The following is a 15063-nucleotide window of genomic DNA, read 5'->3' as shown; positions in this document are numbered from 1 at the left end:
GCCGTCCCTATCCACGTTCCTGTTGGGCCCTGGATGTTGCGGCGTTCGCGTGACAGTTTAATGGCAGAAATCCGACAGCAATTCCAAATTGATCTTTGTGAACGCTCGGTAAGAACGGGTAGTTTTAAAAACCCCTTAACATTTCTGCCAATCAATCATCACACTTGCGCTCTAAAGTCGCGCTTTCCTCCAACTCAGCCAATTTAAGGACACCCTGATGAGTCGAGAAAGCGGCGATAACCTGGATCGCAACCTGAGCGGTAACCTGCCGATGGCCAGCGTCATGGATGCTTACCTGAGCCGTCGCAGCGTGATGCGCGGCAGCCTCGGCGCGGCCATTGCCATGATCGCCGGGGCCGGCCTAACGGGCTGCTTCGACAGTGGTGGCGGCTCGGACGACGATGCAGCCTCCAAGCCTCCGGTTACCGACCCGCAGCCGCCCGCACTGGCACTGGGCTTCCAGTCCATTCCAGGTTCGCGCACCGACGCCTGCGTCGTCGCCGCCGGTTACAGCGCCTACGTGCTAGCCCCCTGGGGCACGCCGCTCAACAGCAATGGCAATCCGTGGAAGTCCGACGGCAGCAACACCTCGACCGACCAGGCCAACGCCATGGGCATGCACCATGACGGCATGCACTTCTTCCCCATCAACGGCAGCTCCGAAGATGGCCTGCTGGCGATCAACTTCGAATACATCGACACCGCCGCCCTGCACCCCGCCGGCCCGACCACCGATGGCAGCGGCAACCGCCCAGTGGAAGAGGTGCGCAAGGAGATCAACGCCCACGGCGCTGGCGTGGTGCGCCTGCAGAAAGTCAGTGGCCGCTGGCAGGTGGTCGACAACGACCCGCTCAACCGCCGCTTCACCACCGCCTCGCAAATGGACATCGCAGGCCCCCTGCGCGGCACCGACCATGTGAAGACCAAGTTCTCGCCGGACGGCACCCAGTGCCGAGGCACCAACAACAATTGCGGCAACGGCTACACCCCATGGGGCACCTACCTCACCTGTGAAGAGAACTGGCCCGGCATCTTCGTCAACAAGGGCACTCGCCCGGCCGACCAGGCGCGCATCGGCGTGGGTACGTCCAACGGACAGTACAAATGGGAAACCGCAGCGGGCGACGCCAGCGAGGTGGACGATGAGTTCGCCCGCTTCGACGTCACCGTCAAAGGCGCCAGCGCCACCGACGACTACCGCAACGAAGCCAGCACCTACGGCTACATCGTCGAGATCGACCCGTACGACAGCTCCACCCAGGCCACCAAGCGCACGGCCCTGGGACGCTTGCGCCATGAAGGGTGCTGCCCTGGCCTGCCGGTGGCCGGCAAGCCGCTGGTCTGGTACATGGGTGACGACTCCAACAACGAATACGTGTACAAGTTCGTGTCCGATGCCGTGTGGGATGCCGCCGACGCCACCCCGGCCAATCGCCTGGCCACCGGTGCCAAGTACATGGACCAGGGCAAGCTCTACGTGGCGCGCTTCAATGCCGACGGCACCGGCGTCTGGCTGCTGCTCGACGTCACCACCGCCACCACGGGCGGCAGCACCCTGGGGGCGCTGTATGGCGACCTGCCGGGCATCCTCCTCAACACCCGTGGCGCGGGCGATGCCGTGGGCGCCACGCCGATGGACCGCCCGGAGTGGACCACGGTCAACCCGCTCAATGGCGATGTCTACCTGACCCTGACCAACAACAGCGCGCGCACCGCCGACAAGGTCGACGCGGCCAACCCGCGCGGCCCGAACCGCCATGGCCATATCATCCGCTGGCACGACAGCGACGATCATTTGAGCTTCACCTGGGACATCTTCGTGTTCGGCGCCAACGCCGCAGGTACCGCTGACATCAACCGCTCGGGCCTGACCGAACTCAACCAGTTCGCAAGCCCAGACGGCATGAGCTTCGATAGCCGTGGCGTGCTGTGGTTCGAGACCGACAATGGTGAGTCGACCGTGACCGACTACACCAACGACCAATTGCTGGCGGTGATCCCCACCAACCTGGTCGATGCCAGCGGCAAGCAGGTCCCAGTCAATGCCCAGAACCAGGTGGACCTGCGCCGCTTCTTCGTCGGTCCGAATGGTTGCGAAGTGACGGGGATCACCTTCACTCCGGACAACAAGACAATGTTCGTGAACATTCAGCACCCCGAGAACTGGCCGTACACCGACAGGGCTACCGATGCCACGCCAGCAGGCAGCACGGTGCGGCCACGCGCCTCGACGGTGGTGATCCAGCGCGATGATGGCGGGGAAATCGGCACCGCCTGACGTACTCGGCGGCGGGGTCGGCACTGAGGCCGGCCCCATGGCTCACCAGGCCATCGGCGCGCGACTCCGCACTCGCACCTGCTGCGCCGGTACCCGCGCATGCCACTGCACCACTCCCAGCGCCTCCAGTTGAAACTCGCTGCGCATCACCCGCCCCTGCTCCTCGAACGACAACTGCAACAGGAAATGCCCGCTGTTGAGCAGCAAGCCTTCACTGAGTGTCTCGAAGGTCTGGTCATCCACCGCGCCAAGCGCCTGGCGCAACGCTGCGGCATCCGCATAGCCGGACGTTGGTCGGCCACTGACGATGCGACTTAGCAGCGAGCGCGGGTAATGTCCCTCGTACAGCGCATCGAGCAACGGCAGATGCTCCAACCCCAAGGCATTGGCGTTGAGGCGCCAGCCCGTGGTCTGTGGCAAGGCGCAGAGCATCGGCAATTGGCCCTGACGTGAAGCATCGGGCTCCAGCAACAGGTTCAACTCGCTGGTGTCGAGCATGGGTTGGTTCGCTGCCAGGCGTGGCGGTTGCTGGCGCAGGTACTGGGCACTCTCGGCGCCCTGCAGGCGGGCGTCACTGTCGCTGTCGAGCCAGTCGGCCAAGGCATCGACCAGGCGTTCGGCCGCCATGTCGTCTCCCAGCAGGAAGCGCAACTGGCGCTCGGCCCGTTCGCCGTCTGCCCCAAGCAGCGCGTTGACGTTGAAACAGGTGTGCTGGTCGCTGACGCGCAGTTGCGCCTTGCCGGCGCCGAAATCATACGTCAGTGGTTGTCCGCGCAATGCCTGCCAGAACAGCGGGCTTTGACGCCAGGCTGGGTCGCGCAATGCCTGTTCGGCATAGGCCAACCCCGCCTGCTCCATGGCTCGCACCTGCACACGCTGATGCAACAGGCGAACCTCGTCGACCTGGCGTCGGCCATCCTCCACCATCCAGGCCATGCCTGCAGCGAGCATCGCCAGCACCACCATCACCATCAGCAGCGCTGCCCCCCGCTGTCGCCTACCACCCATCCCTCACCGCCTTGCTGGTCACTGAAAGCGCCAGTCAACACCCAGGGTGTTGCAGTCAGATGGCAATCAAGGGGCGGTCATGTTCATGTCATCTGCACCGGGCAGGATTACCTTTCCTTTTCATGACCTTACAGGAGTGGTCGCACATGGGTGGCATTGGAATCTGGCAACTGGTCATCGTTCTGCTGATCGTGTTTCTGTTGTTCGGCACCAAACGCCTCAAAGGCCTGGGCAGCGACGTCGGCGAGGCGATCCAGGGCTTTCGCAAATCCATGGGCGGCGATGGGGATGCCAACGCCAACCCGCAGCCGCCACAGCCCGCGCCGCTGACGACTCAGCAAGCACAGTCGGATCGACAGGCCTGATGTTCGAGGTAGGTTTCAGCGAACTGCTGCTGGTAGGTGTCATCGCCTTGCTGGTACTGGGCCCGGAACGTTTGCCGGTGGCGGCACGTACCCTGGGGCGTGGCCTCGGCCAGGCACGCCGGGCCATGAACGCACTGCGCACGCAGATGGAGCGCGAGATCGACATGCCGAACCTGGACAGCGCACCGTTGCAACGTCTTGAGCAGGATATACGCCGAGGCATCAGCCTCAACACGGCGCCGGCCAACGATGCAGACACCGCCAGCCTACCGAAGGAGAATGCTTCATGAGCGTTGCCATGGACCCGGCAACGGGGATGCCGCTGACCGAACATCTGCGCGAACTGCGCAAGCGCCTGGTGCGCTGCCTGCTGGTGATCGCCGTGGTATTCGCCGGCCTGTTTCCCTTCGCCCAAACTCTCTACACGCTGATCTCCGAGCCGCTGCGGCGCTTTCTACCCGAAGGCGCGAGCATGATCGCCACCAGCGTGACCTCACCGTTCCTGACTCCGTTCAAGCTGACGGCCCTGTGCGCGCTGTTCGTCGCCATGCCGCTGCTGCTGCACCAGGCCTGGGGCTTTTTGGCCCCTGGCCTGTACCGCCGCGAACGGCGAATTGCCCTGCCGCTGCTGGTGTCGAGCATCGTGCTGTTCTATGCCGGCATGGCGTTCGCGTTCTTCTTGGTGTTTCCGATGATGTTCGGCTTTTTTGCCAGCGTGACACCTGAAGGCGTGGCGATGATGACCGACATCAGTCAGTACCTGGACTTCATCATGGCGTTGTTCCTGGCGTTCGGTTTGGCGTTCGAGATTCCGGTGGCGACGTTCATCGTGATCTGGACGGGGCTGGCCGATGTGGCCAGGTTACGGCGCAGCCGACCCTACGTGATCGTCGGCTGTTTTGTGGTGGGGATGATTCTGACGCCGCCTGACGTGTTTTCGCAGACGATGTTGGCGGTACCGATGTGGGTGCTGTTCGAACTGGGGCTGGTGGCGAGCACGCTGGTCGGCGCGCACCCGCCCCCTGGAATGCAGGCCGATGCGACCGGTGAGGAAAACCTCTCCCTCAGGTAAGGCTGCTCGGTTCATCCGGGTAATCCAGGCCACCAGACTGGGCGTTCCATTCTGTACGGAAAGACGCCCATGCCCATTGAAACCAACGTCAACAGCCCAACCCTGGAAAGCACCTATGAGCTGGGCCGACTCGATGCCTTGGCCCGGCACACCGACAAAGCGCTCTTCGTCACGCTGCTGATGTCAGTGTTTGGTACCGACCTGCCAGTCGCTACCTATTTGAAACTGCGGGCAGCCTTGCATGAGGGCAACATCGCCAACCCGAGCTATCGGATCGATGCCCAGGAAAGCACCCTTGCCCGCTATGACGGCGCCAGCCGTACGATTGTCGTAGCGATTTCCGCGATCGCGCAGGCACGCGACGAAGCCTTCATGAGTGTCAATCTGTTCAACGCCATGACCAGGGCGTTCGGCGAATACCTGCGCAGCGTGATACGCCGAGACATCGACGAACGTGCACAGGAACGCTCACCTGAGTCCCAGGCCGAGACAGCGCACGACGTCGGCACCGATTACGCCGCCATGATGTTCTTCTACGGTGCCAGCGCAACCGACCACACCGTGTACGCCAACTACGCGGGTGAAGACTTGCGCCTGACGATGCCTACCCTGGAGCCGCTCCCTCAAACCGCAGCGTTCGTCGCAGGAAACGGCCACGACAAGGCTGGCTCTTTCGGTCACGAGGCCTTGGAAAGGGGCTTGGCATCCGTGGGGTTCACTGACGAAGAACGTCGGAGCATCTACTTCGGCAACTGGTTGCGCGATCACTCACAGTTGCTGGACCCCAAAATCGTGCGTAAACCGGACGAACCGAAGAACTTTCCGTCAACATTGTCGCGAGCCGCGCTGACCAAGCTGGTCGACTTGTTGGCACTCAAGGAATTTCACGACCTGCAGGACACCCCAGCCGGCCGCCGCGCCTACACCGTGGATGAGGAAAAGCTTGGGGTATACCGGCCTTCCGAGCATATCGACAATCCGCTGAACCCGGCCAGCGACAGCATCGACCCTCAGGCCATCGATCCGGACTTCGAGCCGTTGGTAAAGGCTGACGACCCACTGCTGCGGGTCCATCCGGCGCGCTCCATTTCGAACTACGTCGACCATGCCGCCCGCTACATGTACAACAAGCTGATCGACGCCATGAACGCGGGTAACACGATCGAGGGCCGACGCTATTTCGGCGAAGCGCTGCATGTGCTCGAAGACTATTTCTCTCACTCCAACTTCGTCGAACTGTGCCTGCGCAAAAAGGGCCATGAGGTTCTGCCCTGGACCACGGAAACAGACTGCAAGCATGGCTTGCCGATCGTCACGGGCATGTTTGGTGGTCTGGACGTGATCGCCAGCATCGCCGAGCCGCTGGGCCAGATCTTTTTCGAGACGAAAGCGCTCGATTTCAAACGCACCAAACCGGGGGACCGCAGTGACGCAGAGCAGGCCCTGCTGATCCTGCTGGCCGAACATCCTACCGATGTGCCGCTCTCCTGGCTGAAAACCTACCTGGAATTGCGCGACAAGGCAGCGGCGGCGCCCTTGTTCGGCTTATTCGAAGCCGGACGGTGGATCACTCAACTGCCGCTGACGCTGCTGCAAAATGCAATCAACTCCACGATGCAGGGCATGCTGAACTGGGTTGCGGACAGCGTCGACGAATACCAGACGTTGTCCGGGCATAACCCCAATGAGAAGCCTGGCTTGCACCCGACACATTCACAACTGGCCAAGGATCACGACACCCACCCGTTTCATGAACTGGCAGCCTATCTGGCCACTTACGCGGTAGAGCAGGTGGGCCGCTCGATGTATGAATTCTGGCAGGGCAACACCGAGCGAGACCCGGCTAGCGTGGCCATGAATTTCATTCTGCACCCTGATGCCGACAATTGGCATGAGGACATCGTGGCGGCATGGGAGGCGAAAGACCCGGATGGATCGCGGAACAAGATTCAAGCGGGCAGCCGCCTGGAAGACCTGGTGCAACTGCAGGCGCAACTCGAGAGAGAGGAAAAGGACAGGGTGAGAGTGCTGGGAGAGCAGTACCGCAACGCACCCAACACCGTCTCGGAAATTATCAGCAGCGCTTTCCCGTTCGGTTAAGCGCTCAAAACTGTTCGAGCCGCCAGACCTCGTAGGCTGGCGTCTCGTAAGGGTGACTCTGCTTGAGCGCGGCGACGACCTGAGCGATCAGGTCGTCGTCCACGACCAGCTCCACCTTCCACTCCTCCACCACTTCGACCTGGCCGGTTTGCCCCAGGAACGGCTGGCTACCGTCCAATGGGCGGAACTGGCCCTGGCCAAGTGTTTGCCAGGCGCAGTGGTCGTAGTCGCCAATGCGTCCGCCACCCTCGGCGAACACGGCGGCCTTGACCACTTCGAGGTGGCTGGCGGGGACGAAGAAGGCGAGCTTGTACACCCTTAGTTCACCCAAACGCGCGCATTGCGGAACATGCGCATCAGGGGTGCGTCTTCCTGCCACTCATCCGGGCGCCAGGAGTTCTGCACAGCACGGAACACGCGCTCCGGGTGCGGCATCATGATGGTCACACGGCCATCGCGGCTGGTGAGGCCGGTGATACCACGCGGCGAGCCGTTCGGGTTGGCCGGATAGGCTTCGGTGACCTTGCCATGGTTGTCGACGTAGCGCAGTGCCACGCAACCGGACACATCGGCTTCGAGCAGTGCCTCTTCGCTGGCGAACTCGGCATGGCCTTCACCGTGGGCGATGGCGATTGGCATGCGCGAACCGGCCATGCCCTGCAGGAAGATCGAATTGGACTTCTGCACCTCGACCATGGCCACGCGCGCCTCGAACTGCTCCGAGCGGTTGCGCACGAAGTGCGGCCAGTATTCGGTGCCCGGAATCAGCTCGTGCAGGTTGGACATCATCTGGCAACCGTTGCACACGCCCAGGGCGAAGCTGTCGGTACGCTCGAAGAAGGCCTGGAAGGCGTCGCGGGCACGGACGTTGAACAGCGCCGATTTGGCCCAGCCCTCACCGGCACCCAACACGTCACCGTAGGAGAAGCCACCACAGGCCACCAGGCCTTTGAAATCGGCGAAATCGACACGGCCGGCGAGGATGTCGCTCATGTGCACGTCGATGGCGGCAAAGCCTGCGCGATCGAACGCGGCAGCCATCTCGACCTGGCCGTTGACGCCCTGCTCACGCAGGATCGCCACTTGTGGACGTACGCCTTTCTTGATGTACGGTGCGGCGATGTCGTCATTGACGTCATAGCCCAGCTTGGCCGACAGGCCTGGGTTGTCTTCTTCGAGCAGCAGGTCGAATTCCTGATCGGCACCGTCGGCGTTGTCGCGCAGGCGCTGGATCTGGTAACTGGTCTCGGCCCACTGGCGCTGCAGCATGCGGCGCTCGTCGTCGAACAGCACTTCGCCATTGAGGCTGATGGAGACGTCACCGTTGTTGACCGGCTTGCCGATCACCGACACACAGCCTTCGCCCAGGCCGGCGGCGCTGAATTGGGCCAGCACGTCCGGAGTGGCATCCTGGCGAACCTGGATCACCGCGCCCAACTCTTCGTTGAAGAGGATGGCCGGTACGTCCTTGCGGTTGTCGGTCAGCGTGTCGAGCTGCAGGTCGAGACCGCAGTGGCCGGCAAAGGCCATTTCCAGCACGGTGGTCAGCAGGCCGCCGTCGGAACGGTCGTGGTAAGCCAGCAGGTGACCATCGGCGTTCAGGCCCTGGATCACGGCGAAGAAGGCCTTGAGGTCTTCGGCGTCGTCGACGTCCGGTGCCTGGGCACCGATCTGGCCGTAGGTCTGGGCCAGGATCGAGGCGCCCATGCGGTTCTTGCCGCGGCCCAGGTCGACCAGGATCAGGTCGGTCTCGCCCTTGTCCATGCGCAGTTGCGGGGTCAGGGTCTTGCGCACGTCGGTAACCGGGGCGAAGCCGCTGACGATCAGCGACATCGGCGCGGTGACGCTCTTCTCGACGCCGTCATCGCTCCACTTGGTCTTCATCGACATGGAGTCCTTGCCGACCGGAATGGTCAGGCCCAGCTCCGGGCAGAGCTCCATGCCGACAGCCTTGACGGTGTCGTACAGGCGAGCGTCTTCACCCGGGTGACCGGCGGCGGACATCCAGTTGGCCGACAGCTTGATGTCGGAAAGCTTGGCGATTGGCGCCGCTGCCAGGTTGGTCAGGGTCTCGCCGATCGCCATGCGGCCGGAGGCTGGGGCGTCCAGCAGAGCCAGCGGGGTACGCTCGCCCATGGCCATGGCCTCACCGGTGTAGACATCGAAGCTGGTGGCGGTGACGGCGCAGTCGGCCACTGGCACCTGCCACGGGCCGACCATCTGGTCGCGTGCCACCAGGCCGGTGATGGTGCGGTCGCCAATGGTGATCAGGAAGCTCTTGCTGGCAACCGCCGGGTGATGCAGGACACGTTCGACGGCCTGGTCCAGGTCCAGCTCGCTCGGGTCGAAATCATCGCCCAGCTCGGCTTCGCGGGTGACCGAACGGTGCATGCGCGGCGGCTTGCCCAGCAGCACGTCCAGCGGCATGTCCACCGGCGTGTTGCCGAAATGGCTGTCGGTGACGGTCAGGTGCTGCTCTTCGGTGGCTTCACCCACTACCGCGAACGGGCAGCGCTCGCGTTCGCAGATGGCTTGGAAGCGCTCGAAGTCTTCGGCGCTGACAGCCAGCACGTAGCGTTCCTGCGACTCGTTGCTCCAGATTTCGTGCGGGGCCATGCCCGGCTCGTCGTTGGGCACGTTGCGCAGCTCGAAGCGACCACCGCGGCCACCGTCGTTGACCAGTTCGGGGAAGGCGTTGGAGATACCACCTGCACCCACGTCGTGGATGAAGGCGATGGGGTTCTTGTCGCCCAGCTGCCAGCAGCGGTCGATGACCTCCTGGCAACGGCGCTCCATTTCCGGGTTTTCGCGCTGTACCGAGGCGAAGTCCAGGTCGGCGGAGCTGGCACCGGTAGCGACCGACGAGGCGGCGCCGCCGCCCAGGCCGATCAGCATGGCCGGGCCACCGAGCACGATCAGCTTGGCACCGACGGTGATCTCGCCCTTCTGCACGTGGTCTTCACGGATGTTGCCCATGCCGCCTGCGAGCATGATCGGCTTGTGGTAGCCGCGGACTTCTTCACCACGCGGGGTGTTGATGGCCTGCTCGAAGGTACGGAAATAGCCAGTCAGGGCCGGGCGACCGAATTCGTTGTTGAACGCAGCGCCGCCCAGCGGGCCTTCGACCATGATGTCGAGGGCGTCGACGATGCGGCCTGGCTTGCCGTATGGCTTTTCCCATGGCTGTTCGAAGCCCGGGATGCGCAGGTTGGAAACGGTGAAGCCGGTCAGGCCAGCCTTGGGTTTGGCGCCGCGACCGGTAGCACCTTCGTCGCGGATTTCGCCACCGGAGCCGGTGGAGGCGCCGGAGAACGGGGCGATGGCGGTCGGGTGGTTGTGGGTCTCGACCTTCATCAGGATGTGCACCGGCTCCTGTACCGCACCGTACTGGCGGGTCTCAGGGTTCGGGAAGAAGCGACCGGCGACGTTACCGACGATTACCGAGGCGTTGTCCTTGTACGCGGACAGCACGCCTTCGCTGTGCATCTGGTAGGTGTTCTTGATCATGCCGAACAGGCTCTTTTCCTGAGCCTGGCCGTCGATGTCCCAACTGGCGTTGAAGATCTTGTGGCGGCAGTGCTCGGAGTTGGCCTGGGCGAACATCATCAGTTCGATGTCGTTCGGGTTGCGCTTGAGGCCCTGGAAGGCGTTGACCAAGTAGTCGATTTCGTCTTCGGCCAGGGCCAGGCCCAGGTCGACGTTGGCCTGGGCCAGGGCTGCGCGGCCGCCAGCCAGGATGTCGACCGAGGTCATTGGCTTGGGCTGGGCGTGACTGAACAGGTCGGCTGCCTGCTCCAGCTGACCCAGGACGCGCTGGGTCATGCGGTCGTGCAGCTCGGCGGCGATGACTTCGGCGTCGGCGTCGCTCAGGTTGCCCGCGACGTAGTAGGCGATGCCACGCTCCAGGCGCTGGATCGACTGCAGGCCGCAGTTATGGGCGATGTCACTGGCCTTGCTGGCCCAGGGCGAAATGGTGCCCAGACGCGGGACGACCAGGAACAGGCGGCCGCTTGGCTCCTGTACCGGGACGCTCGGGCCGTACTTGAGCAGACGGCCCAGCACCTGCTGCTGGTCGGCGGTCAGCTCGCCGTCGACGTCGGCGAAATGGGCGAATTCGGCATACAAACCAGTAACAGCGGGGACTTTCTGGCTCAGTTGCTCGAGTAATTTACCGTGGCGAAAGGCAGAAAGGGCAGGAGCGCCGCGCAGGATCAACATCGTCGGGACAGCCTCAGGAAGGGGTGTGCTTAGAGGCCGTGCATTCTAGCCTAATTCGATAACTTTCGGCACCCGCTCTACGCCACGGCTGCCGGGCGGTGGAACCGGACTTTCGGGTCAGAAATTTAGGGTGATTGGATTGAGAGGCGCAGGGACTGGGGATCGAGCGCCGCCTGCACGGCGCATCGCGAGCAAGGCTCGCTCCTACGCTTGTTTCGAGCCAGTAATGCCAGTGACGAACGCGCGCGAATCCCACAGGCATAACTGTAGGAGCGAGCCTTGCTCGCGATGCGCCGTGCAGGCGGCGCTCGATCTCCCATCCCCACTCCCCCTAAAGCCGGCCACCTTAGGCACAGGCGCAGCACATAACCCGCTACCAGACAAGCTAACCGTTGTCGAGATATGGCGGGGCCGGTCCTTTGCGTATACTGCAACCTATGTTCGCCCACACTGCTTTGCGCCAGCGCTGCGCCAGATGGCTCATCGCAACCGGACTCTTTCTGATGCTCGGTGCCTGTGTTGAAAAACCCAGCACCCTGGAGCGCGTGAAGGAGGATGGTGTGCTGCGCGTGATTACCCGCAACAGCCCGGCCACCTACTTCCAGGATCGTAACGGCGAAACCGGCTTCGAATACGAGCTGGTCAAGCATTTCGCCGATGATCTCGGCGTGAAGCTGGAGATCGAGACCGCCGACAACCTCGACGAACTGTTCGACCAATTGAACAAACCCTCCGGTCCGGTGCTCGCAGCGGCGGGCCTTGTCAGCAGTGAACGGCGCCAGACCCAGGCCCGGTTCTCCCACCCCTATCTGGAAGTGACCCCACAGGTCATCTACCGCAACGGCCGCCCACGCCCCACCGACCCCAAGGGGCTGGTCGGCAAGAAAATCATGGTGCTCAAGGGCAGCAGCCACGCCGACCAGCTGGCCGCGCTAAAAAAACAGTACCCGTCCCTGCAATATGAAGAGTCGGACGCCGTCGAGGTGGTCGACCTGCTGCGCATGGTGGATGAAGGCCAAATCGACCTGACCCTGGTCGATTCCAATGAGCTGGCCATGAACCAGGTCTATTTCCCCAACGTGCGGGTGGCCTTCGACCTGGGCGATACCCGCGACCAGCGCTGGGCGGTGGCTCCGGGTGACGACAACAGCCTGCTCAACGAGGTCAACGAGTTCCTCGACAAGGCGCAGAAGAATGGCACCTTGCAGCGCCTGAAAGATCGCTACTACGGCCATGTCGACGTACTGGGCTATGTCGGTGCATACACCTTCGCCCAGCATCTGCAACAACGCCTGCCCAAGTACGAGAAACATTTCAAAAGCTACGCCAAGGTCGAGAAGGTCGATTGGCGCCTCCTGGCCGCCATTGGCTACCAGGAATCGATGTGGCAGCCGGAAGTCACCTCCAAGACTGGCGTACGCGGCCTGATGATGCTGACCCAGCGCACCGCCCAGGCCATGGGCGTATCCAACCGGCTGGATCCGAAGCAAAGCATCCAGGGCGGTGCCAAGTACTTCATGAAAATCAAGGCAGAGCTCGATGACAGTATTCAGGAGCCGGACCGCACTTGGTTCGCCCTGGCCGCATACAACGTCGGCACTGGCCATCTGGAAGATGCCCGCACCCTGGCCAAGCGCGAGAAGCTGAACCCGAACAAGTGGTTGGACGTGAAGAAAATGCTGCCGCGCCTGTCGCAGAAGCAGTGGTACCGGCAGACCAAGTACGGCTATGCCCGCGGTGGCGAACCGGTGCATTTCGTGGCCAACATTCGTCGTTACTACGACATCCTCACCTGGGTGACCCAGCCGCAGCTCGAGGGCCAGGTGGCCGAGGGCAGCCTGCATGTGCCCGGGGTCAACAAGGACAAACCAGCGGATCAATCGCCGCCGATGTGAACCTTCACGGCCTGACCGCCGGCAAACCGGCTCCTACAGGCTGTGCACAGCCCCTGGGCAGCGCTAGGCTGAGTGAAAAGTCTTGGGATGAAGCTCAGGCAAGGCGAAAACAGCCGAGGAAGCGGCGTTTACGGGTTGTGAATGAGCATACCGAGGCTGTTTTCAACGCAGCATCACCGCGTATCAAGGCTTTTCGTACAGGGCCTAGGCCTTGGCCCGGCGAGCCTTGAAAAACTCACTCAGGAGCTGCCCACACTCTTCGGCCAGCACCCCGCCTTCGAACATCACCCGGTGGTTGAGAAACCCCTGGCTGAAGAACTGTCCCTGGCTCTGCACGATACCCGCCTTGGGCTCCAGCGCGCCATACACCACCCGCGCCACCCGCGAATGCACGATCAGCCCCGCGCACATGCTGCAAGGTTCGAGCGTCACGTACAGGGTGCTGCCAGGCAGGCGATAATTGCAGGCTGACTTGGCTGCCGCCCGAATAGCCACCATTTCGGCGTGGGCACTGGGGTCGCTGTCGATGATCGGCCGGTTGAAGCCCTGGCCGATCACCTGCCCATGCTGCACCAGCACCGCGCCCACCGGCACCTCGCCCATCGACGCGCCCTCGGCAGCCAGGGCCAGTGCCAGGCGCATGAATTCCTGATCGCGGCTGCGATCGATGATCTGCGCACGCATCAGACCACCGCAATCGCGGCCATCAGGCCGGTTTCCATGTGGTCGATGACATGGCAATGGAACATCCATGTGCCTGGGTTATCGGCCACCAGCGCGACTTGTGCCCGCTCGTTCTTGCCCAGCAGGTAGGTGTCGGTGAACCAAGGCTCGACGATGTCGCGGCGGTTGGAAGCGATTACCTTGAAACTCATGCCGTGCAGGTGAATCGGGTGCTGGTACTGGGTCATGTTCTTCAACTCGAAGATGTAGCTCTTGCCCTTCTGCAGCGTAGCGATGGGGCGGTCGGCGCAGGTCTTGTCGGTAATGTCCCAGGCCTGGCCGTTGATCTGCCACAGGCTAGGCGGCTTGCCGTTCTCGGTGTTGACCGACACTTTACCAACCCATTCGAAATTGAAGTTCAGCTTCTGGGCATTCTCCAGGTCCGGTTCGGCGATCGGGTTGGCCGGCAAAGCCGGCGGCCAATCGCTGGGCGCATCAGTGCTGGCCACGGAGCGCAGGGTGCCCAGGCGCACGAAGCCATCGCGCAGGGAAATCTCCTCTCCCACCTCTGGAATGCGGATGGCCAGGCAAATACGCATGCCAGGGCCAAGCCAGTATTCGTCTTCCAGCGGGCGCGGCGTGACGGGATTACCGTCCAAGGCATAGATCTTCGCCTCGCAGTTGCCCTTGAGGTTGAGCCGGTAGGTCCAGGTGTTGTCCAGGTTCAGCAGACGCACGCGCACCACTTGGCCGGCAGGCAGTTCGGTGACCGAGTCCGGCTGGCCATTGATGGTGATCAGCCGCCCAGCCGTGCCGTTGCGCGCCGCCTCGCGTGGAATGCTGAAGGGCAGCCAGGCGCCCTGCTCGTCCACGTGCCAGTTCTTCAGGCTCAGCGTGCGCTCGTGGCGGAATCCGGTGGGCTCGCGCTCCTCGACGATCAATGGTCCGACCAGGCCACGCCCCAGCTCCTCGGAACTGCTGACATGGGGGTGATACCAGTAGCTGCCGGCGTCCGGCACACGGAATTTATAGTCGAAATACTCGCCTGGTTTTACCGGCAACTGTGAGACGTATGGCACACCGTCCATTTCCAGCGGCAGACGGATACCATGCCAGTGGATGGTGGTTTCCACCGGCAAGTGGTTGATGAAGCGCACCCGCAGCCAGGTGCCCTGTCGCACCCGCAATTCGGTGCCTGGGGCCGATGGACCGAAAGCCCAGGCCTCGGTCTTGAAGCCAGGCACCAGCTCCACATCCAAGGGGGCGGCGATCAACTCGTAGTCGTGCCCGGCGTTCTCGTCTTCGACCTTGCCCAGCCAGTACCGCGCCGCCCCTCCGGCGCCCAGGCCTACCACAACCAGGCCTGTCAGGCCTTTGAGCATTTGTCGACGGGTGAAGGACATCGGTGCGGGTACCTCGTGTTCGGCGCAATCAGTCTGCCAGCAGCCGCTGGCGATGAAGGGC

The 15063-nt window shown here is 62.9% G+C and carries 11 protein-coding genes; 6 read left to right on the top strand and 5 right to left on the bottom strand.

Going from position 1 to position 15063, the window contains the following annotated elements; translation table 11 throughout:
- Nucleotides 1-217: 217 nt before the first annotated feature.
- Entirely contained in the window at nt 218-2278 is a 2061-nt protein-coding gene (locus C4Q26_RS17550) for a PhoX family phosphatase (protein WP_027906562.1), read from the top strand.
- 42 nt (nt 2279-2320) lie between these two features.
- On the opposite strand, the gene gspK is transcribed toward C4Q26_RS17550, so the two are convergent.
- Nucleotides 2321-3286: a type II secretion system minor pseudopilin GspK gene (gspK, locus tag C4Q26_RS17545; RefSeq protein ID WP_023382068.1), complete on the bottom strand. Its 966-nt coding sequence runs from the start codon at nt 3284-3286 to the stop codon at nt 2321-2323.
- Nucleotides 3287-3432: 146 nt separating this feature from the next.
- On the opposite strand from gspK, the gene tatA reads away from it, so the two are divergent.
- The 4 genes from tatA to C4Q26_RS17525 all read left to right on the top strand — a co-directional run bounded on the left by tatA (nt 3433) and on the right by C4Q26_RS17525 (nt 6823).
- Complete coding sequence (gene tatA / locus C4Q26_RS17540; protein WP_023382069.1) at nt 3433-3651, top strand: twin-arginine translocase TatA/TatE family subunit; 219 nt, start codon at nt 3433-3435, stop codon at nt 3649-3651.
- A complete protein-coding gene (gene tatB, locus C4Q26_RS17535) occupies nt 3651-3941 on the top strand; it encodes a Sec-independent protein translocase protein TatB (protein WP_104881328.1) in 291 nt (96 codons plus the stop codon). The genes tatA and tatB overlap by 1 nt, the downstream gene beginning before the upstream one ends.
- Entirely contained in the window at nt 3938-4723 is a 786-nt protein-coding gene (tatC, locus tag C4Q26_RS17530; protein WP_023382071.1) for a twin-arginine translocase subunit TatC, read from the top strand. The genes tatB and tatC overlap by 4 nt, the downstream gene beginning before the upstream one ends.
- Before the next feature lie 69 nt (nt 4724-4792).
- Complete coding sequence (locus C4Q26_RS17525) at nt 4793-6823, top strand: HET-C-related protein (RefSeq protein ID WP_104881327.1); 2031 nt, start codon at nt 4793-4795, stop codon at nt 6821-6823.
- Nucleotides 6824-6827: 4 nt separating this feature from the next.
- Here the strand turns inward: C4Q26_RS17525 and C4Q26_RS17520 are convergent, their stop codons facing one another.
- Both C4Q26_RS17520 and purL read right to left on the bottom strand, forming a co-directional pair.
- Nucleotides 6828-7139, bottom strand: a complete 312-nt coding sequence (locus tag C4Q26_RS17520; RefSeq protein WP_023382073.1) for a hypothetical protein — start codon at nt 7137-7139, stop codon at nt 6828-6830.
- Between the two features lie 2 nt (nt 7140-7141).
- Nucleotides 7142-11041: a phosphoribosylformylglycinamidine synthase gene (purL, locus tag C4Q26_RS17515; protein ID WP_104883353.1), complete on the bottom strand. Its 3900-nt coding sequence runs from the start codon at nt 11039-11041 to the stop codon at nt 7142-7144.
- A gap of 437 nt (nt 11042-11478) precedes the next feature.
- On the opposite strand from purL, the gene mltF reads away from it, so the two are divergent.
- On the top strand, nt 11479-12936 hold the full coding sequence (mltF, locus tag C4Q26_RS17510) for a membrane-bound lytic murein transglycosylase MltF (RefSeq protein WP_023382075.1): 1458 nt from the start codon (nt 11479-11481) through the stop codon (nt 12934-12936).
- Nucleotides 12937-13140: 204 nt separating this feature from the next.
- Here the strand turns inward: mltF and tadA are convergent, their stop codons facing one another.
- Together tadA and C4Q26_RS17500 are read right to left on the bottom strand one after the other, a co-directional pair.
- On the bottom strand, nt 13141-13620 hold the full coding sequence (gene tadA, locus C4Q26_RS17505) for a tRNA adenosine(34) deaminase TadA (protein ID WP_104881326.1): 480 nt from the start codon (nt 13618-13620) through the stop codon (nt 13141-13143).
- Complete coding sequence (locus C4Q26_RS17500; RefSeq protein ID WP_023382077.1) at nt 13620-15002, bottom strand: multicopper oxidase family protein; 1383 nt, start codon at nt 15000-15002, stop codon at nt 13620-13622. The genes tadA and C4Q26_RS17500 overlap by 1 nt, the downstream gene beginning before the upstream one ends.
- Between the last annotated feature and the right edge of the window lie 61 nt (nt 15003-15063).

The sequence above is a fragment of the Pseudomonas sp. SWI44 genome (assembly GCF_002947915.1).
Taxonomy (GTDB): Bacteria; Pseudomonadota; Gammaproteobacteria; order Pseudomonadales; family Pseudomonadaceae; genus Aquipseudomonas; species Aquipseudomonas taiwanensis.
The sequence above is the reverse complement of the archived record's forward strand: the minus strand, read 5'-3'. Positions and strand labels throughout refer to the sequence as shown.

Excerpts from the sequence above, each read along its gene's own strand:
- C4Q26_RS17550 (WP_027906562.1), top strand. The coding sequence starts at position 218 with ATGAGTCGAGAAAGCGGCGATAACCTGGATCGCAACCTGAGCGGTAAC.
- gspK (WP_023382068.1), bottom strand. The coding sequence starts at position 3,286 with ATGGGTGGTAGGCGACAGCGGGGGGCAGCGCTGCTGATGGTGATGGTG.
- tatA (WP_023382069.1), top strand. The coding sequence starts at position 3,433 with ATGGGTGGCATTGGAATCTGGCAACTGGTCATCGTTCTGCTGATCGTG.
- tatB (WP_104881328.1), top strand. The coding sequence starts at position 3,651 with ATGTTCGAGGTAGGTTTCAGCGAACTGCTGCTGGTAGGTGTCATCGCC.
- tatC (WP_023382071.1), top strand. The coding sequence starts at position 3,938 with ATGAGCGTTGCCATGGACCCGGCAACGGGGATGCCGCTGACCGAACAT.
- C4Q26_RS17525 (WP_104881327.1), top strand. The coding sequence starts at position 4,793 with ATGCCCATTGAAACCAACGTCAACAGCCCAACCCTGGAAAGCACCTAT.
- purL (WP_104883353.1), bottom strand. The coding sequence starts at position 11,041 with ATGTTGATCCTGCGCGGCGCTCCTGCCCTTTCTGCCTTTCGCCACGGT.
- mltF (WP_023382075.1), top strand. The coding sequence starts at position 11,479 with ATGTTCGCCCACACTGCTTTGCGCCAGCGCTGCGCCAGATGGCTCATC.
- tadA (WP_104881326.1), bottom strand. The coding sequence starts at position 13,620 with ATGCGTGCGCAGATCATCGATCGCAGCCGCGATCAGGAATTCATGCGC.
- C4Q26_RS17500 (WP_023382077.1), bottom strand. The coding sequence starts at position 15,002 with ATGTCCTTCACCCGTCGACAAATGCTCAAAGGCCTGACAGGCCTGGTT.